The organism is Variovorax sp. GW460-12-1-14-LB1 (genome assembly GCF_059423605.1).
This window is the reverse complement of record NZ_JBWKYF010000003.1, coordinates 121550-144270: the sequence shown is the minus strand read 5'-3', so window position 1 is coordinate 144270 and position 22721 is coordinate 121550. Positions and strand designations below refer to the sequence as shown.

At 68.7% G+C, this 22721-nt stretch carries 24 protein-coding genes; 12 read left to right on the top strand and 12 right to left on the bottom strand.

What is annotated here, in order from left to right; translation table 11 throughout:
* Positions 1 to 24: 24 nt before the first annotated feature.
* The 3 genes from AC07Y4_RS02930 to pyrG are packed head-to-tail and all read right to left on the bottom strand — an operon-like array spanning position 25 to position 2848.
* A complete protein-coding gene (locus AC07Y4_RS02930; protein WP_062474654.1) occupies positions 25 to 315 on the bottom strand; it encodes a DUF1330 domain-containing protein in 291 nt (96 codons plus the stop codon).
* Positions 312 to 1169: a 3-deoxy-8-phosphooctulonate synthase gene (gene kdsA / locus AC07Y4_RS02925; protein ID WP_487849198.1), complete on the bottom strand. Its 858-nt coding sequence runs from the start codon at positions 1167 to 1169 to the stop codon at positions 312 to 314. The genes AC07Y4_RS02930 and kdsA overlap by 4 nt, the downstream gene beginning before the upstream one ends.
* The gene (gene pyrG, locus AC07Y4_RS02920) at positions 1166 to 2848 is read right to left on the bottom strand and encodes a CTP synthase (RefSeq protein ID WP_070059524.1); all 1683 of its coding nucleotides are present in this window, start codon (positions 2846 to 2848) and stop codon (positions 1166 to 1168) included. The genes kdsA and pyrG overlap by 4 nt, the downstream gene beginning before the upstream one ends.
* Before the next feature lie 124 nt (positions 2849 to 2972).
* On the opposite strand from pyrG, the gene coaBC reads away from it, so the two are divergent.
* The 4 genes from coaBC (at position 2973) to AC07Y4_RS02900 (ending at position 5795) form a co-directional block, all read left to right on the top strand.
* The gene (coaBC, locus tag AC07Y4_RS02915; protein WP_095947300.1) at positions 2973 to 4196 is read left to right on the top strand and encodes a bifunctional phosphopantothenoylcysteine decarboxylase/phosphopantothenate--cysteine ligase CoaBC; all 1224 of its coding nucleotides are present in this window, start codon (positions 2973 to 2975) and stop codon (positions 4194 to 4196) included.
* Positions 4196 to 4636: a hypothetical protein gene (locus AC07Y4_RS02910; RefSeq protein ID WP_487849197.1), complete on the top strand. Its 441-nt coding sequence runs from the start codon at positions 4196 to 4198 to the stop codon at positions 4634 to 4636. Before coaBC ends, AC07Y4_RS02910 begins: the two co-directional genes overlap by 1 nt.
* 16 nt (positions 4637 to 4652) lie before the next feature.
* Positions 4653 to 5099: a dUTP diphosphatase gene (gene dut / locus AC07Y4_RS02905; RefSeq protein ID WP_062474662.1), complete on the top strand. Its 447-nt coding sequence runs from the start codon at positions 4653 to 4655 to the stop codon at positions 5097 to 5099.
* A gap of 195 nt (positions 5100 to 5294) precedes the next feature.
* Positions 5295 to 5795: a glycine zipper 2TM domain-containing protein gene (locus AC07Y4_RS02900; RefSeq protein WP_062474665.1), complete on the top strand. Its 501-nt coding sequence runs from the start codon at positions 5295 to 5297 to the stop codon at positions 5793 to 5795.
* Positions 5796 to 5865: 70 nt separating this feature from the next.
* Here the strand turns inward: AC07Y4_RS02900 and AC07Y4_RS02895 are convergent, their stop codons facing one another.
* On the bottom strand, positions 5866 to 6390 hold the full coding sequence (locus AC07Y4_RS02895; protein WP_095947302.1) for an FKBP-type peptidyl-prolyl cis-trans isomerase: 525 nt from the start codon (positions 6388 to 6390) through the stop codon (positions 5866 to 5868).
* Between the two features lie 14 nt (positions 6391 to 6404).
* Between AC07Y4_RS02895 and AC07Y4_RS02890 the strand changes: the two genes are divergently transcribed.
* From AC07Y4_RS02890 to AC07Y4_RS02880, 3 genes are all read left to right on the top strand, one after another.
* On the top strand, positions 6405 to 7547 hold the full coding sequence (locus AC07Y4_RS02890) for a JmjC domain-containing protein (RefSeq protein WP_487849196.1): 1143 nt from the start codon (positions 6405 to 6407) through the stop codon (positions 7545 to 7547).
* Positions 7537 to 8043 carry a hypothetical protein gene (locus tag AC07Y4_RS02885; RefSeq protein ID WP_487849195.1) on the top strand — a complete coding sequence of 169 codons (507 nt, stop codon included), beginning with the start codon at positions 7537 to 7539 and terminating at the stop codon, positions 8041 to 8043. Before AC07Y4_RS02890 ends, AC07Y4_RS02885 begins: the two co-directional genes overlap by 11 nt.
* 94 nt (positions 8044 to 8137) lie before the next feature.
* Positions 8138 to 8386, top strand: a complete 249-nt coding sequence (locus tag AC07Y4_RS02880; protein WP_056583267.1) for a hypothetical protein — start codon at positions 8138 to 8140, stop codon at positions 8384 to 8386.
* A 79-nt stretch (positions 8387 to 8465) separates the two neighbouring features.
* On the opposite strand, the gene AC07Y4_RS02875 is transcribed toward AC07Y4_RS02880, so the two are convergent.
* The 8 genes from AC07Y4_RS02875 to AC07Y4_RS02840 all read right to left on the bottom strand — a co-directional run bounded on the left by AC07Y4_RS02875 (position 8466) and on the right by AC07Y4_RS02840 (position 15996).
* Positions 8466 to 9245, bottom strand: a complete 780-nt coding sequence (locus AC07Y4_RS02875) for an MBL fold metallo-hydrolase (RefSeq protein WP_487849194.1) — start codon at positions 9243 to 9245, stop codon at positions 8466 to 8468.
* Positions 9246 to 9250: 5 nt separating this feature from the next.
* Positions 9251 to 10327, bottom strand: coding sequence for an NlpB/DapX family lipoprotein (gene bamC, locus AC07Y4_RS02870; protein WP_159272444.1), 1077 nt, complete (start codon positions 10325 to 10327; stop codon positions 9251 to 9253).
* A 157-nt stretch (positions 10328 to 10484) separates the two neighbouring features.
* Entirely contained in the window at positions 10485 to 11381 is an 897-nt protein-coding gene (gene dapA, locus AC07Y4_RS02865; protein ID WP_495274184.1) for a 4-hydroxy-tetrahydrodipicolinate synthase, read from the bottom strand.
* A 71-nt stretch (positions 11382 to 11452) separates the two neighbouring features.
* Positions 11453 to 12025, bottom strand: a complete 573-nt coding sequence (locus AC07Y4_RS02860; RefSeq protein WP_487849193.1) for a class I SAM-dependent methyltransferase — start codon at positions 12023 to 12025, stop codon at positions 11453 to 11455.
* A gap of 43 nt (positions 12026 to 12068) precedes the next feature.
* Positions 12069 to 12212 carry a hypothetical protein gene (locus AC07Y4_RS02855; RefSeq protein WP_167395003.1) on the bottom strand — a complete coding sequence of 48 codons (144 nt, stop codon included), beginning with the start codon at positions 12210 to 12212 and terminating at the stop codon, positions 12069 to 12071.
* A gap of 43 nt (positions 12213 to 12255) precedes the next feature.
* A complete protein-coding gene (locus AC07Y4_RS02850; protein ID WP_062474686.1) occupies positions 12256 to 13482 on the bottom strand; it encodes an MFS transporter in 1227 nt (408 codons plus the stop codon).
* 131 nt (positions 13483 to 13613) lie between these two features.
* Positions 13614 to 14810: an MFS transporter gene (locus AC07Y4_RS02845; protein WP_495274179.1), complete on the bottom strand. Its 1197-nt coding sequence runs from the start codon at positions 14808 to 14810 to the stop codon at positions 13614 to 13616.
* Positions 14803 to 15996 (bottom strand): serine hydrolase domain-containing protein, encoded by a 1194-nt coding sequence (locus AC07Y4_RS02840; RefSeq protein ID WP_487849191.1) that lies wholly within the window; start codon positions 15994 to 15996, stop codon positions 14803 to 14805. The genes AC07Y4_RS02845 and AC07Y4_RS02840 overlap by 8 nt, the downstream gene beginning before the upstream one ends.
* A gap of 90 nt (positions 15997 to 16086) precedes the next feature.
* Between AC07Y4_RS02840 and AC07Y4_RS02835 the strand changes: the two genes are divergently transcribed.
* The 5 genes from AC07Y4_RS02835 (at position 16087) to AC07Y4_RS02815 (ending at position 22711) form a co-directional block, all read left to right on the top strand.
* The gene (locus AC07Y4_RS02835) at positions 16087 to 16998 is read left to right on the top strand and encodes a LysR family transcriptional regulator (protein WP_487849190.1); all 912 of its coding nucleotides are present in this window, start codon (positions 16087 to 16089) and stop codon (positions 16996 to 16998) included.
* A 74-nt stretch (positions 16999 to 17072) separates the two neighbouring features.
* Positions 17073 to 19061, top strand: a complete 1989-nt coding sequence (locus AC07Y4_RS02830; RefSeq protein ID WP_062474697.1) for a DNA topoisomerase IV subunit B — start codon at positions 17073 to 17075, stop codon at positions 19059 to 19061.
* A gap of 33 nt (positions 19062 to 19094) precedes the next feature.
* On the top strand, positions 19095 to 20030 hold the full coding sequence (locus tag AC07Y4_RS02825) for a lytic transglycosylase domain-containing protein (protein WP_487849189.1): 936 nt from the start codon (positions 19095 to 19097) through the stop codon (positions 20028 to 20030).
* Positions 20031 to 20117: 87 nt separating this feature from the next.
* On the top strand, positions 20118 to 22514 hold the full coding sequence (parC, locus tag AC07Y4_RS02820; protein WP_487849188.1) for a DNA topoisomerase IV subunit A: 2397 nt from the start codon (positions 20118 to 20120) through the stop codon (positions 22512 to 22514).
* On the top strand, positions 22514 to 22711 hold the full coding sequence (locus AC07Y4_RS02815) for a hypothetical protein (RefSeq protein ID WP_253252366.1): 198 nt from the start codon (positions 22514 to 22516) through the stop codon (positions 22709 to 22711). The genes parC and AC07Y4_RS02815 overlap by 1 nt, the downstream gene beginning before the upstream one ends.
* The last annotated feature ends 10 nt before the right edge of the window (positions 22712 to 22721 follow it).

Below are 22721 nucleotides of genomic sequence, written 5' to 3'. Positions count from 1 at the left end.
GGAGTGGACTGGCAAAAAACGGAATCAAAGGCCTTCGACCGCGATCATGTTCATGATGGCGGCGCCGGCACGCGCTTCACGCGCCTTCAGGTATTCGGGCGTCTCGTAGAAGGCCTTGGCCTTTTCGAAGCTGGGGAATTTGAGCACGACCACGCGGGTGGGCTTCCAGTCGCCTTCGAGCGGCTGCACCTGGCCGCCGCGCACGCAGACTTCGGCGCCGTGCGCCTGCATCGCGACGCTCGACCACTTCTTGTATTCCTCGTACTGCGTCGGGTTCGTGACCTCGACGTGGGCAATGACGTAACCGCTGCTCATGCTTGAAAACTGTCCTCGAGGAAAGCGTTTTTCTTGGTGACCTGGTCGAGCGCGACGAGCGTCTCGAGCAGGGCCTTCATGTGCTTGAGCGGCACGGCGTTGGGGCCGTCGCTCAGGGCTTTGTTCGGGTCGGGGTGCGTCTCCATGAAGAGACCGGCCACGCCCACGGCCACGGCCGCGCGCGAGAGCACCGGCACCATCTCGCGCTGGCCACCCGAGCTGGTGCCCTGGCCGCCGGGGAGTTGCACCGAGTGCGTGGCGTCGAACACCACGGGCGCCTTCGTCTCGCGCATGATCGCGAGTGAGCGCATGTCCGACACGAGGTTGTTGTAGCCGAAGCTGGCGCCGCGCTCGCAGGCCATGAAGCTGTCTTCGTCCAGGCCGGCTTCCTTGGCGGCAGCGCGGGCCTTGTCGATCACGTTCTTCATGTCGTGCGGTGCGAGGAACTGGCCCTTTTTGATGTTCACCGGCTTGCCCGACTGCGCCGCGGCGTGGATGAAGTCGGTCTGGCGGCACAGGAAGGCGGGCGTCTGCAGCACGTCGACCACCTTGGCGGCCTCGGTGATGTCCTCGTGGGTGTGCACGTCGGTCAGCACGGGCAGGCCGAGTTCACGCTTCACCTTGGCCAGGATCTCGAGGCCCTTGTCGCGGCCCGGGCCGCGAAAGCTCGTGCCCGAGGAGCGGTTGGCCTTGTCGAAGCTGCTCTTGAAGATGAACGGGATGCCCAGCGACGCCGTGATTTCCTTCAACGTGCCGGCCGTGTCCATCTGCAGCTGCTCGGATTCGACCACGCACGGGCCGGCGATCAGGAAGAAAGGCTGGTCCAGCCCGATGTCGAATCCGCAAAGCTTCATGCCACTGCCTTGAGCGTCTTGTTCGTGCTGCCCGCGCCCTTGTCCTTGTGGTCGAGCGCTGCCTTGATGAAGGCGTTGAACAACGGATGGCCGCCCCACGGCGTTGACTTGAACTCGGGGTGGAACTGCACGCCCATGAACCACGGGTGCACGTTCTGCGGCAGCTCGACGATTTCGGTCAGGTGCTCGCGCTGCGTGAGCGCCGAGATCACGAGGCCGGCATTGCGCAGCTCGTCCAGGTAGTTGACGTTGGCTTCGTAGCGGTGGCGATGGCGCTCGGTGACCACGTCGCCGTAGATGCTGTGCGCCAGCGTGCCCGGCGAGACGTCGGAGCTTTGCGCGCCCAGGCGCATGGTGCCGCCGAGGTCGGACTTCTCGTCGCGCGTCTTCACGGTGCCGTCGCGGTCCTTCCACTCGGTGATCAGCGCGATCACGGGGGTGGGCGTTTCCGGGTCGAACTCGGTGCTGTTGGCGTTCTTCAGGCCGGCCACGTGGCGGGCGTACTCGATGGTCGCGACCTGCATGCCCAGGCAGATGCCCAGGTAGGGCACCTTCGATTCGCGGGCGAAGCGGGCGGCCGAGATCTTGCCTTCCACGCCGCGCTGGCCGAAGCCGCCGGGCACCAGGATGGCGTCGTACTTGGCCAGGCGCGACACGTCTTGCGCCGAGATGGTCTCGGAGTCGATGTAGTCGATCTTCACGCGCGCATGGTTCTTCATGCCGGCGTGGCGCAGCGCCTCGTTGAGCGACTTGTAGCTGTCCGACAGGTCGACGTACTTGCCGACCATGGCGATCGACACTTCCTGTTGCGGGTGCTCGACCTCGTACACCAGCTCGTCCCAGCGCGTGAGCTTGGCCGGCGGCGTGTTGATGCGCAGCTTGTCGCAGATCAGGCCGTCCAGGCCCTGTTCGTGCAGCATGCGGGGCACCTTGTAGATGGTGTCCACGTCCCACATGGAGATCACGCCCCATTCGGGCACGTTCGAGAACAGCGAGATCTTGGCGCGCTCGTCGTCGGGGATCGGGCGGTCGGCGCGGCACAGCAGGGCGTCGGCCTGGATGCCGATGGCGCGCAGTTCCTTGGCGGTGTGCTGCGTGGGCTTGGTCTTGAGCTCGCCGGCGGCGGCGATCCAGGGCACGTAGGAGAGGTGCACGAAGGCCGAGTTGTTCGGGCCCATGCGCAGGCTCATCTGGCGCACGGCTTCCAGGAAGGGCAGTGACTCGATGTCGCCCACGGTGCCGCCGATTTCGACGATGGCCACGTCCACCTCGTGCGCCGTGCCGATGCCGGCGCCGCGCTTGATGTATTCCTGGATCTCGTTGGTGATGTGCGGAATGACCTGCACCGTCTTGCCGAGGTAGTCGCCGCGGCGTTCCTTCTCGAGCACGGTCTTATAGATCTGGCCGGTCGTGAAGTTGTTGGCCTTGCGCATCCGCGTGTTGATGAAGCGCTCGTAGTGGCCGAGGTCGAGGTCGGTCTCGGCGCCGTCATCGGTGACGAACACTTCGCCATGCTGGAACGGTGACATCGTGCCGGGGTCGACATTGATGTACGGATCGAGCTTGATGAGGGTGACTTGGAGGCCGCGCGATTCGAGGATCGCGGCGAGCGAGGCGGAGGCGATTCCCTTGCCAAGGGAAGATACGACACCACCGGTGACGAAGACAAATTTGGTCATGCCAGTTCCGGACGCGTGAATCCGGGCAGTGGGAAATTGCGATTATAGGTGTCCCCTTTGTGCCTCCACGGCCGAAGGCCATCCGGTTCCTGATCTTGTCGGTATGTGAGCAACAATATGTCCCATGCAAGATCTCGCCGGCAAACACATCGTCCTCGGACTCACAGGGGGCATCGCCTGCTACAAATCGGCCGAGCTGTGCCGCCTGCTCGTGAAGGCGGGCGCCACCGTCCAGGTCGTGATGACCGAGGCGGCCGAGCAGTTCATGACGCCGGTCACCATGCAGGCGCTCTCGGGGCGCACCGTCTACACCTCGCAGTGGGACGCCCGCGAGCCCAACAACATGCCGCACATCAACCTGAGCCGCGAGGCCGATGCGATCGTGCTGGCGCCCTGCAGCGCCGATTTCATCGCGCGGCTGGTGCAAGGGCGTTCCGACGAGCTGCTGAGCCTGCTGTGCCTGGCGCGTCCGACCGACCGCGTGCCGCTGTTGATCGCCCCCGCCATGAACCGCGAGATGTGGGCCCATCCGGCCACGCAGCGCAACCTGATGCAGGTGTCGGCCGACGGCGCGACCGTGCTGGGCGTGGGCAGCGGATGGCAGGCCTGCGGCGAAACCGGCGACGGGCGCATGCTCGAACCGGCGCAACTGCTCGAGGACATCACGGCCTTCTTCCAGCCCAAGCTGCTGGCGGGGCAGAAGGTGCTGGTCACGGCCGGCCCGACCTTCGAGGCGCTGGACCCGATCCGCGGCATCACCAACCATTCGTCCGGCAAGATGGGTTTCGCCATCGCCCGTGCGGCGCGCGAGGCCGGCGCCGAGGTCACGTTGGTGGCCGGTCCGGTGCACCTGCCGACCCCGCGCGGCGTGAGCCGCATCGACGTGCTGTCGGCGCAGGAGATGCTCGAAGCCACCACCCGCGCGGCGCAGGCAGCTAGCATTTTTGTAGCAACGGCCGCCGTGGCCGACTGGCGCCCGGCGACGCACAGCGACCAGAAGATCAAGAAGGACGGCAGCGGCCAGACGCCGGTGCTGCACTTCGTCGAGAACCCCGACATCCTGCTTACGGTGGCCAAGAGCGAGCGCGCCCAAGCCAGGAAGCTGTTCTGCGTGGGCTTCGCCGCCGAGAGCGAGAACCTCGCCGAGCACGCCAAGGCCAAGCGCGAACGCAAGGGCATTCCGCTGCTGGTGGGCAACATCGGCCCGTTGACCTTCGGGCAGGACGACAACGCACTGCTGCTGGTGGACGCGAAGGGCGTGCGCGAGCTGCCCCGCGCGCCCAAGCTCCGGCTGGCGCGTGAGCTGATGACGGAGATTGCCGCGCGACTTCCTGATTGGAGGGCCTGATGAACACCGAATCCAACACACCACCCAACGGCGATTTCGCCCGCTACGTGGAGCAGCTGTCGGCGCGGGCCGGCCAGTCTGCCCGCGTCCCGGGCAAGGAATCCGAGCACGGGCTGGACGTCGGCATGACGCCTTCGCCCGGTGCGCAGGGGACCACCGTCGCACGTCGTGAATCGCCGGCTGGCGAGGCCGCGAAGGCTGACGGCAGCAAGGCCATCCCCCTGGGCACGCTCAAGGTGTTGGCCGGCATGGGGGCGCTGGTGTTCCTGGTGCTGTGGGCCATCGGCGTGCCGCTCTCCGTGCTCGTCCTGGGGGCCGCCGCGGCGGCCTGGTTCGGCAAGCGCTTTCTCAAGGGGCTCAGCTTGAGGCCCGGGGTCGCCAAGTGGCAGCAGGTGCTCGAAGAGGCCGCCCGCAGGCAAAAAGAACAGCAACAGAAATAAACAAGGCAGCAAGTCAGTGAAAGTAGACGTCCGAATCCTCGATCCGCGCATGGTGGATCAATTGCCCGCGTATGCCACCCCCGGAAGCGCCGGCCTCGACCTGCGGGCCTGCCTCGATGCCCCGGTCACGCTCGAACCCAATGCCTGGCAACTGGTGGGCACCGGCATCGCGATCCACCTGGCCGATCCGGCCTATGCCGCGCTGATCCTGCCGCGCTCGGGCCTGGGCCACAAGCACGGGATCGTGCTGGGCAACCTCGTCGGCCTGATCGACAGCGACTACCAGGGCGAGCTGAAGGTCAGCGCCTGGAACCGAAGCAACACGCCCTTCGTGCTGCAGCCGATGGAGCGGCTTGCGCAGTTGGTGATCGTGCCGGTGGTGCAGGCGCAGTTCCGCGTGGTCGCCGAGTTCGAGGCCTCGCAACGCGGCGAGGGCGGCTACGGCTCGACCGGCAAGCACTGAGTTCGTGGGGATGCCCCAGCAAAGCTGAAGGGCACCTGAGTATCCAAGGCGTAAAGAACGGAACCGCCGGCGCGTGGTTCGTCTCGAAGGTTTCAGCGTGTGTCTTTCGTCATCGCGGCTTCGGCTGAAACGTTAGACACAGGCAGGCATGCAGCCCGTCCGGGCGCGTGCTGTTTTCTTCGAGGAGCCTCTTTCATGAACATCTCAATGCGCTTCATTTCCGTCACGGCGTCCGTGCTCGCACTGGCCACGCTCACGGCCTGTGTCGCGCCGGCCCCGGTTTACCAGACCTCGCGCTACCCCTATCAGGCCCCGCCGCGGGCGATCCAGTACCAGGAAGCGGCCTACGTCGAGTACGGCCACGTGGCCAACATCGAGGTGCTGCGCAGCGAAACCGCGGGCGTGGGCACCACGGGTGGCGGTGCCATCGCGGGTGGCCTGATCGGCGGCGTGGTGGGCAACCAGTTCGGACGCGGCAACGGCCGTGCCGCAGCCACCGCGCTCGGCCTCGTGGGCGGCGCCTTGCTGGGCAACACCATCGAGGCCCAGCAGAACGGCCCGCGCGCCTACGAGAGCTACCGCGTCTCGGTGCAGACCGACCGCGGCGGCTACCGCGCCTTCGACGTGCAAAACCCGGGCGACCTGCGCATCGGCGACCGCGTGCGCATCGACAACGGGCACATCTCGCGCATGTAAGCGGTCGGCCGCGCGCGCAAAGAAAAAAGCCGGGCACTGCCCGGCTTTTGCTTTGTGGAGTGGCGTGGTTTCAGTGCAGCATCTGGCCGCCCGGCGCCATCGGCGGCACCTTGAAGAAGGCCGTGCCAGCCGAGCCGCGGCCGACTTCTTCTTCGGTGGCTTCGCGCACCGAACGCACCGTGATGTCCAGGCGGATCGCGATGCCCGCCAGCGGGTGGTTGCCGTCGAGCACGAGGTGGTCGGGGTAGATCTCGGCCACGGTGTAGATCGCGTCCTTGGGCATGGCCTCGCTCACGCCCTTGGGCAGGGCGGAGCCGTCGAAGGTCATGCCTTCCTCGGTGCCCTCGGGGAACAGCGCGCGCGGCTCCAGGAAGAGCAGCTGGTCGTTGAAGTCGCCGAAGCCCTGCTCGGGTTCGATCTGCAGTTGCACGCGCGCGCCGGGCTCATGGCCCTGCAGGGCGGCCTCGATCACGTCGAAGAGGTCGTCGCCGCCCACCATGAATTCCACCGGCTCGTCGAGCACGTCCAGCACATCGCCGAGCGTGTCTTTCATGGTCCAGGTCAGGCCGACCACGCATTGTTCAGAGATTTCCATTGCAGAATTCTCCCATGGAGATCAATCAACCGCTGCCCTTGCTTGGCGGCCTGAGTCCCGCGCAGTTCATGCGCCGGTACTGGCAAAAGAAACCCCTGCTGATCCGGCAGGCCGTTCCCTCGATGGTGCCACCGATCGACCGCCAAGCGCTGTTCGCGCTGGCGGAGCGCGAGGGGGTCGAGTCGCGCCTGATCCGGCATGGGAAGGCCGGCTGGTCGCTCAAGCACGGCCCGTTGCCCCGGCGCGCGCTGCCGCCGCTGAAGCAGCCGGGCTGGACGATGCTGGTGCAGGGCGTCGACCTGCACCACGACGGCGTGCACGAGCTGCTGCGGCAGTTCCGTTTCCTGCCCGATGCGCGCCTGGACGACCTGATGATCAGCTACGCGAGCGACACGGGCGGGGTCGGTCCGCATTTCGACAGCTACGACGTGTTCCTGCTGCAGGCGCAGGGGCGGCGCCGCTGGTCCATCGGCAAGCAGTCCGACCTGCGGCTGCAGCCCGACGTGCCGCTCAAGGTGCTCGAGCACTTCGAGCCCGAGCAGACCTTCGTGCTCGAGCCCGGCGACATGCTGTACCTGCCGCCCAAGTACGCCCACGACGGCGTGGCGGTGGGCGACGACTGCATGACGTATTCCATCGGGCTGCGCTCGTCCGCCGTGGGCGAGCTGGGCGCCGACCTGCTGGCGCGCGTGGCGCAGGCCTATGCCGAAGACCTGGAAGACGCGGGCCCGGCTGAACTCGCGCGCTACCGCGACCCGTCGCAACCTGCTGTCGAGGCTCCGGCCGCGATGCCGGCTGCCCTGCAGGACTTCGCACGCAAGGCCGTCGAGGCCGCGCTGCGCGACCCCGACGCCATCGACCGCGCGCTGGGCGAATCGCTCACCGAGCCGAAGGCCAACGTCTGGTTCGGCGAAGGCAATGAAGTGCCCGAGGTGCTGCGCGAGGTCGCGCTCGATCGCCGCACGCGCATGCTCTACGACGCGCGGCACGTCTACATCAACGGCGAGAGCTTCCGCGCCGGCGGGGCCGACGCCACGCTGATGCGGCGGCTGGCCGATCAGCGCGTGCTCGGTGCACGCGAACTGGCCCGCGCCAGCGAGGGCGCGCGGGCGCTGCTGGGCGAGTGGTGCGAGGCGGGCTGGCTGCATGCCGAGTGAAGGCGCCGTACCGGTCCTGATCGAAGGCCGCTTCGACGGCCGGGAGGCGTTTGCCGACCTCGTCCGCAACGCCTTGTCCACCGCCGCACGCCAGGGCTGGAACGAGATCGTCTTCAGCGACCCCGACTTCGCCGACTGGCCGCTGGGCGAGCGCGCCAGCATCGAGGCGCTGCAGGCCTGGTCGGCCAGCGGGCGCCGCCTGTTGCTGCTGGCAGGGCGCTTCGACCTGATCGAGCGCGGCCATGCGCGCTTCGTGACGTGGCGCCGCACCTGGGACCACATCGTCGAATGCCGCGCGGCAGGCCGCTCAGGCACGGCCGAGGAGGTGCCCAGTGCCTTCTGGACGCCCACCTGGTGCCTGCACCGCATCGACCCCGAGCGCAGCCGCGGTGTCTGCAGCAGCGAGCCGCGTGCGCGGCGCGACCTGCGCGAAAGCCTCGACGAGCGCTGGCGCCAGGGGCGACCGGCCTTTCCCGCCTCCACGCTCGGCTTGTAAGCCAATGCCGCAAATACACCCCCGCGACATATCCGGGCGGGGTTGGCGGTCTAGAATTTTTTGGTTCCAGACCTTCATTGCCAAAGGAGTCCTCATGAAGAAGTCGTCGTCCGTCCTGATTGCCTCGTTGATCGCCGCTGCCGCCCTGGTGGCCTGCGGAAAGAAAGAGGACGCCGCCCCCGCGGTCGTGACCCCGCCGCCCGCTCCCGTGACCGAACCCGCACCCGCCGCACCGCCAGCCGCCGCGCCTGCATCGGCACCGTCGGCTGCCGCTTCGTCGGCCCTGGACGCCGCCAACGCCGCGACCGAAGCCGCCAAGAAGGGCGAGGCACCGAAGCAGTAATTCCGCTGCCAGGTCCGCACCATGCAAAAAGCCGCCCTCGGGCGGCTTTTTCATTGGGGGAGGGCGATGCCCCGCCCGCTCAGACGTCGAGCCAGGGCGAGCCCTCGGCGGCGGTGGCCGTGAGCATCTCGGCTTCGTCGCCGCCCAGCGCCTCGGCCATGAGGCGCCGCACGATCTCGGGCCGGTTGTTCTGCTCGCTCAGGTGCGCCGCGACCACGTGGCGCAGCCCGTCGTGAAGCACGGCGCGCGCGATCTCGGCGGCTGCGGTGTTCGACAGGTGGCCGTAGTTGCCGCCCACGCGCTGCTTCAGGAACGACGGGTAGGCCGAGCCGGCGAGCAGATCGCTGTCGTGGTTGAACTCCAGCAGCAGCGCGTGCGCGCCGCGCAGCCGGGCCAGCACGTGGCTGGTGGCGTGGCCCAGGTCGGTCAGCACGCCCAGCGTGCGGTTGCCGTCGGTGCAGCGCAGCTGCAGGGGCTCGCGGGCGTCGTGGGGCACGGTGAAGGGCTGCAGGCAGAGGTCACCGACCGTGAACTCGGCATCGTCGCGCGCCAGGTGCAGGCGGCCTTCGTAGTCGCGGCCACCGGTGGCGAGCCAGGTGCCTTCGCTCATCCAGACGGGGATGCGGTCGCGCAGCGACAGGGCATGGGCGCAACCGATGTGGTCGCCATGCTCGTGGGTGATGAAGACGGCGTCGAGGTCCGTTGCAACCAGGCCCGCCTGGGCCAGGCGCCGGTCGAGCTGGCGGATGCCGAAGCCGCAGTCGACGAGGAGGCGGGTGGTGCGGCCGGCGCTGGTCGTTGCTTCGACCAGCGCGGCGTTGCCCGTGCTGCCGCTGCCGAGGCTTCGGAAGCGGAGCATGGGGCTTACTTCAGGTCGTCGGCGATGACCTTGACGATGCGCTGCGCGTTGGCCGAGGTTTCGGGCGCGCCGGCGTCGTTCAGGACCGAGACCGTGGTGGCTTCGCCCTGGCTCTTGACCGAGATGCGGAACTTGATCGGCGCTTCGTCCTTCTTGGAGCTGAACAGCTTGCCGAAGAAGCCATCGTCCTTCTTGTCGGGGTTCGGCGTCACGTAGCGCACGTAGTAGGTGCCGGCGCTGCGATCGCGGTCTTCGACGGTGAAGCCGGTGCGGTCCAGGGCCAGGCCGACGCGGCGCCATGCGCGGTCGAAGCCTTCGCTGATCTGCACGACCGGCTGGTTGCCGACGGTGGCCACGGTGGCGGTCTTGGGCGCCGCGGTGGTCGCGGCGAGGATCTTCGACTGCTCTTGCGACACGCCGAGCTTGACCATCAGGCGGCGCAGGAATTCGGTCTCGAGCTCAGGATCGCTCGGGCGGGGCTGCCACACGGTCTGGTCCTGGCGGGAGTTGTTGTAGACCTCCTGCATGCCGCGGTGGCTGACGAAGATCTCGGTGCCGTTGGTGCTGCGCTCCAGGCGGGTGCGGAAGCGGTCGAGTTCGCCGGTCGAGTAGACCGAGTCGACGAGCTTGCCCAGCGTGCCGCGGATGATGTCCTGCGGCAGCTTGGCGCGGTTCTCGGCCCAGTCGGTTTCCATGATGCCCAGGTTGCGCTGGTCGGTGGTCAACAGGAAGCCGCTTTCCTGCCAGAAGTCCTTGACGGGCTCCCAGAGCTGGTCGGGCGTGCGGTTGACGACGATCCAGCGCTGCGTGCCCGAGCGTTCCATGCGCACGTCGCCGATGTTGGCCACGGCGGTGGGGATGCCCGGTGCGTTCGCGATGCCGGCCTGGTAGGCGTTGGCGGTGACGGCGCCGCCCGGCACTGCGTAGCGGTTGTCGCGCGAGAGCTGGGACAGGTCGGGTGGGACTTCGAGCGTCGGGGCCTTGCCTGCGCTCTTGTAGTCGATCTTGTCGCTCTCGAGGACGGAGCAGGCGGCGAGGCTGGCAACGAGGGCCAGCAGTGCAAGTCGCGAAATGTTCTTCAACGTCGTCTTCCTTGGTGGAATGGTTCGGTCAATCGATGGGCCCCAGCGCCCCGCCCTCTCTGAGCACTGTTGCGGCAAAAGGTTGCTTGACCTTGCTGCGAACAGGGGGAAAGGGCGGACGGGAACCGGTGTGATCGGTGGGGAAACCCGGGCTCGGTCAGTCCTTGAGCAGGCCGGTGGCGCGCAGGGCGCCCTCGACCGCCGGGCGGCTCGCTTCGCCGAGTTCCGTGAGCGGCAGCCGCAGGGTGCCGCCGCACAGACCCAGGCGGGCCATGGCCCACTTGAGCGGGATCGGGTTGGGTTCGACGAACAGGTTGCGGTGCAGCGGCATCAGTTCGAACTGCAGCTGCATCGCGCGCTTGACGTCGCCGGCCAGCGCGGCCACGCACAGCTCGTGCATCTTGCGCGGCGCCACGTTGGCCGTGACGCTGATGTTGCCCTGGCCGCCGCACAGCATGAGCGCGACCGCGGTCGGGTCGTCGCCGGAGTAGACGGCAAAGTTTTTCGGCAGGTCGCGGATGAGCCACTGGGCACGTTCGATGTTGCCGGTGGCTTCCTTGATGCCGATGATGCCGGGCACCTGCGCCAGGCGCAGCACAGTGTCGTGCGCCATATCGGCGACGGTGCGGCCGGGCACGTTGTACAGCACGACGGGCAGGTCGTCGACAGCTTCGGCGATGGCCTTGAAGTGCTGGTACTGGCCCTCTTGCGTGGGCTTGTTGTAGTAGGGAACGACCTGGAGTTGCGAGTCGGCGCCCACGCCCTTGGCGAACTTGGCGAGCTCGATGGCTTCCTTGGTCGAGTTCGCGCCGCAGCCGGCCATCACGGGCACGCGGCCCCGGGCCTGCTCGACGGATACGCGGATGATTTCGCAGTGCTCTTCCACATCGACCGTCGGCGATTCGCCGGTGGTGCCGACCACGCCAAGGCAGTCGGTGCCTTCGTCAATGTGCCAGTCGATGAGCCGCCGCAGGGCGGGGTAGTCGACACTGCCGTCGTCGTGCATCGGCGTGACGAGCGCGACGATGCTGCCTGTCAGTTGCTCCAAGGGAATCTCTTTGTCGGTGGACGAAAGCGGCCATTCTACTGACTCCGGCCGGGCCGGAGACAGTTGTGTCGGCCAGCTCAGCTGGCCTTCAGGAAGTGGCGCGGCGGGGCGCCCGCGGCCGCTTCGCCGGGTCGCATGGCGGCGATGCGCTGGACGAAGCGCGCCGGCTCCGGCAGGAAGCCGTCTTCATAGGCGATCACCTGCAGGCTGGCGCAGGCCCCGAGCAGCTCGCCCGGCTGCAGCAGGAAATCGGGCCGCGAGGGCTTGCCGACGGTCTCGTTGCCGGCCGCGAAGGTCTCGTACAGCAGCACGCCGCCCGGCGCCACGGCGGCCACGATGTCGGCCATGCGGGGGCGCCAGAGGTAGTGGGTGACGACCACCGCGCCGAAGCGCTGGGCCGCGAAGGGCCAGGGGCCCGACTCGATGTCGGCCGCCACCACCCGCCCGAAGGCGCCGGCCGCCTCGACGGCCCCGGGCGACCGGTCGACGCCAGTTGCCGCATGCCCGCGCCCGGCGAACCACTGCATGTGGCGCCCGGACCCGCAGGCCACGTCGAGCACTGTGGCGTTCGGCGCAAGCAGGTGCGACCAGCGCACGATCCATTCGGAGGGCGCCGTGCTCGCATGCACGGGAATTGCTACATCTTTCATAGTGGCCTGGGCCCGGCTTGCGGGCATTTCGGGGCGAAGTCGTTCAGAAACAGGACCACACCTGGTCGACCAGCGTGACCAGGAACGTCGGATGCACGTACAGCGCGAACACGCCGCCCAGCGCCGCCAGCACGGCGGCGAGCCAGGCGGCCTGGGCCAGGTAGTGGTTGCGTGTGCGGGGCGTCATGGCGATGGCTCCTTGCAAACAAAGAAAGGAAAAGCGCGGGCCGTCAGCCCGCCACGGCGACCGGCCGGACCGCGCGCGCAATGGCGCTTTCCTTGACCGGCAGGTTGATCAGCGCCGCGAACACGCCCAGCGCGATCGAGATGTACCAGACGATGCTGTAGCTGCCCGTCGTGTCGTACAGGAAGCCGCCCAGCCACACGCCCAGGAACGACCCCACCTGATGGCTCAGGAACACGAAGCCGCTGAGCATCGACAGGTGCGCCACGCCGAAGATGCCCGCGACGATGGCGTTGGTGGCCGGCACGGTCGACAGCCACAGGAAGCCCATCGCCGCCGAGAACACGTACACGCTCAGCGGCGAGATCGGTGCCAGCAGGAAGAGGGCGATCGACACCGCCCGCGCAAAGTAGATGGCCGCCAGGATCTTGGGCTTGGACAGCTTCTGCCCCAGCAGGCCGACCGTGTAAGTGCCGAACACGTTGAACAGGCCGATCAGCGCCAGCGCGTAGCCCGCGACTTCAGGCGACAGGTTCTTGTCGCGCAGGTAGGTCGGCATGTGGATGCCGATGAAGGCCAACTGGAAGCCGCAGACGAAGTAGCCCGCCATCAGCAAGCCGAAGCTCGGGTAGCGGAAGGCCTCGCCCACGGCCTGCAGCACCGATTGGTCACGGTGGCCGGCCAGGGCCGCGGTCTTGGGCTCGCGCAGGCCGAAGGCCAGCGGCACGATCACCAGCACCAGCACCGCCACCACGGCCAGCGCCGTCTGCCAGCCGAAGGCGCCGATCAGGCGGCCTTCGATGGGCGCCATCAGGAACTGGCCGAACGAGCCGGCCGCCGCGGCCACGCCCATGGCCCACGAGCGCCGCTCGGCCGGAATCTGCCGGCCGATCACGCCGTAGATCACGGCGTAGGTCGAGCCCGCCTGCGCCGCGCCGATCAGCACGCCCGCGCTCAGGGTGAACAACAGCGGCGTCGGCGAATGCGCCATGCCGAAGAGGCCCGCCGCGTACAGCAGCGAGCCGCCGATCAGCACGCGGAACGCGCCGAAGCGGTCGGCCAGCATGCCCGCGAACACGCCGAAGATGCCCCACGACAGGTTCTGCACCGCCAGCGCGAACGAGAAGGTCTGTCGGTTCCACTCCTGTGCCTGCGTGATGGGCTGCAGCCAGAGGCCGAAGCCGTGGCGGATGCCCATCGAGAGCGTGACGATCATGGCGCCGCAGAACAGCACCTGCTTGATCGAAAGGGTGGGAGCGGGGGAGGCTTGCATCCTTCGAATGTAGCGAAATGGATGCTGCGGCAGGCGGCATGGCGGCCATGGCCATTGATGATTTGTGGGCGCGGTTTCAATGCGCGGACGGCATCAAAGAAAGAAGGCAGGCACGCGGCCTGCCTTCGGGGTCAGCGCGCCGGCGCCGCCGCCGCGCCGCGCGCGCCCGGAAAGCCGTGCTCGCAGGCCCGCCACGCCAGCATCAGCCCCGGCACCAGCAACGCCAGCAGCGACCAGGGCAGGCTGCCCGCGCCGCCGCCCTGCAGCAGCAGGCCGCCCACCAGTCCACCGCCTGCGATGGCGAGGTTCCAGGTCGTCACGACCATCGACTGCGCCACGTCCGCTGCATCGCCGGCCGCCTGGGCCGAGGCGGTCTGGAACAGCGTTGCCGCGCCGCCGAAGGCCAGGCCCCAGACTGCGACCGCGAGGTACACGCCCGCCGCCGACCCGCCCGCCGCGGCGAGCATCAGCGCCGCCAGCGCGAAGGCCGCCGTGCCGGCCAGCACCAGCGTGCGCAGCCAGCGGTCGATCAGCACGCCCGTGAGCCAGATGCCGCCCAGCGACGCCGCGCCGAACACCAGCAGCACCCGCCCGACCTGGGCCCCGAGCCCGGCGTGCGCCAGGAAGGGCGCGATGTAGGTGTAGAGGATGTTGTGCGCGAGCACGAAGGCGAACATCACCATCAGCACCGGCCGCACGCCCGGCAGCAGGAACACGCGGCGCACGCTTTGCTGGCGCCCGGCCTCCTGGCCCGGGAAGTCGGGCACCTGCCAGCGCACCCAGCCGAGCAGCAGCACCGACAAAGCCGACATGATCAGAAAGGCCGGCCGCCAACCGACGCTCGCGCCCAGCAGCGTGCCGGCCGGAATGCCCAGCGACAGCGCCAGCGGCGCGCCCAGCATCGCCACGGCGATGGCCCGGCCCTGCTGCGACGGCGCCACCATGCGCGCCGCGTGCCCGGCCAGCAGCGCCCACAGCAGGCCCGCGAACACGCCGGCGAAGAAACGCGCGACCAGTGTCAGCGTGTAGTCGTGCGACAGCGCCGTCACCGTGTTGACCACCGCGAAGCCGCCGATCGCGCCCATCAGCAGCGGCCGGCGCCGCCAGCCGCGCGTGAAGGCCACCAGCGGAATGGCCGCCACCAGCGAGCCCAGCGCATACACGGTGACGAGCTGGCCGACCAGCGCGGGCGCCACGCCCAGGTCGGCGCCGATCTGCGGCAGCAGGCCGGCCGGCATCGCCTCGGTGAGGATGGTGATGAAGCCGCCGGCAGCCAGCGCCAGCAGGCCGGAGAGGGGCAGCGGTGAGGAAGAGGTCGTGTCATGCATAGACGGCGTCCCGGAGGTCGGTGACGAAGCGGCCCGACATGCCTTCGTAGAGCGTGTTCGTGAAGGCCACCACGCTGAGCCCGCGCGCCCGGTCGACGAACCAGGCATGGCCGTAGGCGCCGCCCCAGCGCCAGGTGCGGGGCGATTCGGGCGTCTGCGTGGGTTGCGGGTCGTGCAGCACCGAGAAGCCCAGGCCGAAGCCCCAGCCCGGCGCATCCGCCGGCCCCCGGTCACCCGTGTGGTTGCGGCCCATCGTGTCGACGGTGGCGGCGCCCAATAGCGGGGCACCGCCGGTGCGCAGCGTCTCGAGCAGGCGCAAAAAGTCGTCCGCGCTGCCGACCATGCCGGCGCCGCCCGAGGGCCAGGCGCTGGCGTCGAAGGCGCGTGCCGGGTCGAAGCGGATGCCGACGGCGCCCTCGAACGACGTGGCGACGACGGGGCCGTCCATGCGCCGCGGCGGCGTGGCGCCGGGGCCGTTCACATAAGGCGTGGCGAGCCGCGGGTCGCTGGGTGCGGCGGCGAAGCCCGTGTCGCGCATCTGCAGCGGCCCGGTCACCAGCGCGCGCACCGCCTCGGGCAGCGGCAGGCCGCTGGCCGTCTCGACCACCGCGCCGAGCACGTCGATGGCCAGCGAGTAGAGCCATCCGGTGCCGGGCGGGTACAGCAGCGGCACGCCGGCCAGGCGCTGCAGGTTGGCGGCCAGCGTGAGGCCGTCGTCGCGGGCCATGCCGTCCGACACGCCGGCGCGCGCGTACGGGCCGTCGTCCGAACTTTCGAGGAAGCGGTAGCCCAGGCCGGCCGTGTGGGTCAGCAGCTGCCGCAGCGTGATGACAGCTTCGCCGCCATCGGGAAGGCGCGGGCGGAAGTCCGGCAGCCAGCGCGTCACCGGGGCGTCCAGGTCGAGCCGGCCCTGGTCCACGAGCACCAGCGCGGCGGTCGAGACGATGGGTTTGGACACCGAGGCCAGCCGGAACAGCGCGTCTTCGCGCATCGGCCGGCCGGCCTCGCGGTCGGCCAACCCGGCGGCGCGCCGGTGGACGAGGCGCCCGTCGTGGCGCACCAGCACCACCGCGCCAACCAGCCGCTGCTCGGCCAGCGCGCGGTCGATGGCCGCGTCGATGCGCGACGGGTCGGGGCCCTGCCAGACAGGGGTGAAAGTGGGGGGAATGTCGGGGAGAAAGGTCATGCGGCCAACGATAGGAAGAAGCCGACTTCGGATAAAGACGGCTACAGTTCCGATCAATGCGGACGTGCAGGTCCGCAATGGAGATTCCCCATGGACAGCCTCAGCGGCTTTGCCGTCTTCGTTCAGGTCGCCGAGACCCGCAGCTTCGTGGCGGCCGGGCGCGCGCTCGGCGTGTCGGCCTCGGCCGTGGGCAAGCGCGTGGCGCGGCTCGAGGAACGGCTGGGCGTGCGCCTGTTCCACCGCAGCACGCGCAGCATCACGCTCACCGCCGAGGGCGCGCTGTTCCTGGCGCGCAGCCGCCGCGTGCTGGCCGAGATCGAGGCCGCCGAGCAGGAGCTGTCGCATGCCGCCGAGGCGCCGCGCGGGCGGCTGCGCGTGAGCCTGCCGCTGGTCAGCTCGCTGGTGCTGCCGGTGCTGGCCGACTTCATGGCCGCCTACCCGGCGATCGAGCTCGACCTCGACTTCAGCGACCGCCTGGTCGACGTCATCGAGGAGGGCTTCGACGCCGTGGTGCGCACCGGCGAGCCGGCGGATTCACGGCTGTCGTCGCGCCAGCTGGGCGAGTTCTCGCAGCTGCTCGTGGCCTCGCCCGCGTACCTGGCGCGCCACGGCACGCCCGCCTCGCCGGACGACCTGGCCCGCCACGCCTGCCTGCACTACCGCTACCCGGCGACCGGCAAGGTGGAGGTCTGGCCGCTCGCGCCCGGGCCCGACGGCAGCGAGGTGCGCCCGCCGGTCTCGATGATCTGCAACAACATCGAGACCCGGCTGTGCTTTGCCCTGAGCGGACGCGGCATCGCCTGCCTGCCCGACTTCAGCGTGCGCGCCGCGCTGGCCGAGGGCGCGCTGCAACCCGTGTTGGCCGAGCACCTGCGCCGGCCCCGTACCATCGCGTTCCGCGTGCTGTGGCCGTCGGGGCGCCATCCGTCGCCCAAGCTGCGGGCGTTCATCGATTTCCTGGGCGCGCGGATGTTCGGTCCGCCCGCAGAAACTCCCGCCTGATGTGCGAAAAGACCGAAGCCGGTGCCTGTATGGGTATCCAGTCATTTCAACCCAACTGACTACAATCCGCCCCCATGGCGACTTCCCCCAAGACATCTTCAGACTCCGCTTCCGGCTATTCGGAAGGCTCCATCCGCGTGCTCAAGGGCCTCGAGCCCGTGAAGCAGCGCCCGGGCATGTACACCCGGACCGACAACCCCCTGCACATCATCCAGGAAGTGCTCGACAACGCCGCCGACGAAGCGCTGGCGGGCTACGGCAAGAAGATCAAGGTCACGCTGCACACCGACGGCTCGGTCAGCGTCGAGGACGACGGCCGCGGCATTCCCTTCGGCCTGCACCCCGAGGAAAAGGCCCCCGTGATCGAGCTGGTCTACACCCGGCTGCACGCCGGCGGCAAGTTCGACAAGGGCTCGGGCGGCGCCTACAGCTTCTCGGGCGGCCTGCACGGCGTGGGCGTGTCGGTGACCAACGCGCTGTCCAAGCGCCTCGAAGTGAGCTCGCACCGTGAAGGCTCGGTCGCGAAGCTGGCCTTCAGCGCCGGCGACGTGATCGAGGCGCTCGAGATCCGCAAGCTCGAAGCCGGCGAGCGCAAGCAGGGCACCACCGTGCGCGCCTGGCCCGACGCCAAGTACTTCGAGACCGCTGCGCTGCCCATGGGCGAACTCACCCACCTGCTGCGCAGCAAGGCCGTGCTGATGCCCGGCGTGAGCGTCACGCTGGCCGTCGAGAAGACCGGCGAAAGCCAGCAGTGGCTCTACAAGGGCGGCCTGAGCGACTACCTGATGCAGACGCTCAACGGCGACCCGGTCATTCCGTTGTTCGAAGGCAGCGGCCATGCCGACAAGAACGCCGACAACTTCGCCGAAGGCGAGGGCGCCGACTGGTGCGTGGCCTTCACCGAAGACGGCCAGCCGGTGCGCGAGAGCTACGTCAACCTGATTCCCACCAGCGCCGGCGGCACGCACGAAAGCGGCCTGCGCGACGGCCTGTTCAACGCGGTGAAGAGCTTCATCGAGCTGCACTCGCTGCTGCCCAAGGGCGTGAAGCTCCTGCCCGAAGACGTGTTCGCGCGCGCCTCGTACGTGCTCAGCGCCAAGGTGCTCGACCCGCAGTTCCAGGGCCAGATCAAGGAACGCCTGAACTCGCGCGACGCCGTGCGCCTGGTGTCCAGCTTCGTGCGCCCCACGCTCGAGCTGTGGCTCAACCAGCACGTCGACTACGGCAAGAAGCTCGCCGAGCTGGCCATCAAGGCCGCCCAGACGCGCCAGCGCGCCGGCCAGAAGGTCGAGAAGCGCAAGGGCTCCGGCGTGGCCGTGCTGCCGGGCAAGCTGACCGACTGCGAGAGCAAGGACATCAGCCACAACGAAGTCTTCCTGGTCGAGGGCGACTCCGCCGGCGGCAGCGCCAAGATGGGCCGCGACAAGGAAAGCCAGGCCATCCTGCCGCTGCGCGGCAAGGTGCTCAACACCTGGGAAGTCGAGCGCGACCGCCTGTTCGCCAACACCGAAATCCACGACATCTCGGTGGCCGTGGGCGTCGATCCGCACGGCCCCGCCGACACGCCCGACATGAGCGGCCTGCGCTACGGCAAGATCTGCATCCTGTCCGATGCCGACGTGGACGGCTCGCACATCCAGGTGCTGCTGCTCACGCTGTTCTTCCGGCACTTCCCCAAGCTCATCGAAGCCGGCCACGTGTATGTCGCAAAGCCGCCATTGTTCCGGGTCGATGCGCCCGCGCGCGGCAAGAAGCCGGCCTCCAAGGTCTATGCGCTGGACGAGGGCGAACTCACCGCCACGCTCGACAAATTGCGCAAAGATGGCGTGCGCGAAGGCGCCTGGAGCATCAGCCGCTTCAAGGGCCTGGGCGAAATGAGCGCGGAACAATTGTGGGAAACCACGCTCAATCCGGACACCCGTCGCCTGATGAAGGTCCAATTGGGGCGGTTCGATTTTTCGTCCACCCAGGGCGAGATCACCAAGCTGATGGGCAAGGGCGAAGCGGCGGCGCGGCGCGAGCTCATGGAATTGCGCGCAGACGACGTCGACATCGACGTCTGACGATTTCCTTTTTCTTTCCTTCTTCTCACACGCATGTCGGTTTTCAAGCGTTCGCTGTGGTTGGCCCTTCTGCTGTGCATGCAGCAGGGGCTCGCGCACGCGACCGACATCTATGGCTACATCGACAGCAACGGCGTGGCGCATTTCGCGGCCGAGAAGGTCGACGAGCGCTACAAGCTCTTCTTCCAGGGCGGCCAGAGCTTCGACACCGCCAAGGGCCTGTCGCCGCTGGGCCGCGGCAGCATCAACCGCCGGCTCGACGGCAAGGTGTCGCCGGCGTCGCAGAACCTGCTCGCCATGTTCGAGGCCTCGCCCGGCTACAAGACCGCCAAGGCGGCGCTGCGCGATGCGTCGAGCAAGCACGCCATCGATTACGAGCTGCTGCAGGCGCTGGTCGCCACCGAGTCGGGCTTCGATGCAAAAGCCGTCTCGCCCAAGGGCGCGATGGGGCTCATGCAGCTCATGCCGGCCACCGCGCAGCGCTACGGCGTGGCGACGGACAAGCGCGGCACGATCGAGAAGAAGCTGTTCGACCCGCACATCAACATCGCCGCCGGCTCGCGCTACCTGCGCGACCTGATCGCGATGTTCCCGGGCCAGATCGAGCTCGCGCTGGCCGCCTACAACGCGGGCGAGGGCGCGGTGCAGCGCGCGGGCAACAAGATCCCGAACTACAAGGAAACGCAGAACTACGTGCAGACCGTGCTGCAGCTGTATGCGTACCTCAAGCCCTCGGCCGTGACCGTGGGCGGCAACCTGCGCAGCGGCAGTGGCAGCAGTGGTGGCAGGACGCCGGGGCGCATCCGCATGGAAATGTCGGTGCCCAAGGGCGGTGCGATCGGGCGCGGCAACATGCCGTCCGAGTCGCCGCGCAACGTGCCGACCATGCCCGATATTCCCGAGCCGTCCGACGTGCCGACCAGCGCGGCGGAGCCGGGTGACGCCTCGCCGCCGTCGCCGCTGTCGTGATCCCGCAGGCCGCCATGCACCCCACTTTCATTTTGGGCTGAGCGCGAACGCACGCCGCCCGTCACTGTTTTTCTTTCTCTCTTCTTCATGGACGACTCTCAACCTCCGCTCGACCTTGCAGGCCCCACCGACGGCGACACCACCCTCACGCTGGCCGACTACGCGCAGACCGCCTACCTCGAATACGCCCTGAGCGTGGTCAAGGGCCGCGCGCTGCCCGATGTGTCCGACGGCCAGAAGCCGGTGCAGCGGCGCATCCTGTACTCGATGTCGCGCATGGGCCTGGGCTTCGGCGGCACCAACGGCACTGTGGGCGCCAAACCCGTGAAGAGCGCGCGCGTCGTCGGCGACGTGCTCGGCCGCTTCCACCCGCACAGCGACCAGGCCGCGTACGACGCGCTGGTGCGCATGGCGCAAGACTTCTCGCAGCGCTATCCGCTGGTCGACGGCCAGGGCAACTTCGGCAGCCGCGACGGCGACGGCGCCGCGGCCATGCGCTACACCGAAGCGCGCCTGGCGCGCATCACCAGCCTCTTGCTCGACGAGATCGACGAAGGCACGGTCGACTTCATTCCCAACTACGACGGCAGCACCGAGGAGCCGCGCCTGCTGCCCGCGCGGCTGCCGTTCACGCTGCTCAACGGCGCCAGCGGCATCGCCGTGGGCCTGGCCACCGAGATCCCGAGCCACAACCTGCGCGAGATCGCCGACGCCTGCGTGGCGCTGATCAAGTCCAACGGCAAGCTCAGCGAAGAAGAACTCTTCGCCCTCGTGCCCGGCCCCGACTACCCGGGCGGCGCGCAGATCATCAGCAGCGCGAGCGACATCGCCGACGCCTACCGCACCGGCCGCGGCTCGCTCAAGGTGCGCGCGCGCTGGAAGATCGAGGACCTCGCGCGCGGCCAGTGGCAGCTCGTGGTCAACGAACTGCCGCCGGGCGTGAGCACGCAGAAGGTGCTCGAGGAAATCGAGGAAATCACCAACCCGAAGGTCAAGGCGGGCAAGAAGGCGCTCTCGGCCGATCAGACGCAACTGAAGGCCGCGATGCTGTCGGTGCTCGACGTGGTGCGCGACGAATCGAGCAAGGACGCCGCCGTGCGCCTGGTGTTCGAGCCCAAGACCTCGCGCATCAGCCAGGACGAGTTCGTGACCACGCTGCTGGCGCAGACCTCGCTCGAGACCTCGTCGTCGATCAACCTCACGATGGTCGGCATCGACGGCAAGCCCACGCAGAAGTCGCTGCGCCAGATGCTCAACGAGTGGATCGCGTTCCGCGAGATCACCGTCGAGCGGCGCTCGCGCCATCGCCTGGGCAAGGTGCAGGACCGCATCCACATCCTCGAAGGCCGGCAGCTGGTGCTGCTGAACATCGATGAGGTCATTGCCATCATCCGCGCGGCGGAAGACCCGAAGGCGGCGCTCATCGCGCGCTTCAACCTCAGCGAACGCCAGGCCGAGGACATCCTTGAAATCCGGCTGCGCCAACTCGCGCGGCTCGAGGCCATCAAGATCGAGCAGGAACTGGCCGGTCTGCGCGACGAGCAGAAGAAGCTCGAAGACATCCTCTCCAGCCCGGCCACGCTGCGCCGCCTGCTGGTCAAGGAAATCGAGGCCGACGCCAAGACCTTCGAAGACCCGCGCCGCACGCTCATCCAGGCCGAGAAGCGCGCCGTGGCCGAGGTGAAGGTGGTCGACGAGCCCGTCACCGTGATCGTGTCGCAGAAGGGCTGGGTGCGCGCGCAGAAGGGCTGGGCCAGCGAGAAGGCGGCCGGCAACGGGGGCACCGCGCCCGAGTACAGCTTCAAGTCGGGCGACACGCTCTACGGCGCCTTCGAATGCCGCAGCGTCGACACGCTGCTGGTCTTCGGCAGCGCCAAGGACAAGAGCGTGCGCGTCTACACCGTGCCCGTGGCCTCGCTGCCCGGCGCGCGCGGCGACGGCCAGCCCGTCACCACGCTCATCGAACTCGATGCCGGCACGCACGTCACGCATTTCTTCGCGGGCCCGGTGGGCGCCTGCCTGCTGCTGGCCAACACGGGCGGCTACGGTTTCATGGCCACCATCGAGAACATGATGTCGCGCCAGCGCGGCGGCAAGGCCTTCATCGACGTGGGCGAGGGCGAGCAGCTGTGCCGGCCGTCGCTGGTGGGCGGCGCGAGCGGCGCCGAGCCGATGCCGGCCGCCACGCACGTGGCCTGCGCCTCGACGGGCGGCCGCATCCTGACCTTCGACATCGCCGAGCTCAAGAGCCTGCCCAAGGGCGGTCGCGGCCTGACGCTGATCGACCTCGAGGCCAAGGACACGCTGGCCGGCGCTGCCGCCTACACGCGCAGCGTGCGCATCGACGGCATCGGCCGCGGTGCCAAGGAGCGCGACGAGACGCTGGAGATCCGCACGCTCAACAACGCACGCGGCAGCCGCGCACGCAAGGGCAAGGCGGCCGACCTGGGCTTCAAGCCGGCGAGCATCGTGCGGGTGCTCTGATGCTGGGCGGCATCGACATCAGCATCCTCGGCGTGATCCTCGCCGTGGTCACGGGCTTCGGCAGCTACATCCTGGGGCGTCGCATGCGCGAGAAGCGCCAGGGCAAGCGGCGCGCGAAAGACCGCGCTGCCGCGCAGGCCAACGAGACGCGCCAGGTGCGGCGCGCGCGCGAGCGGCGCGAGCAGGAAGGCAAGTAAGCCACGGGGC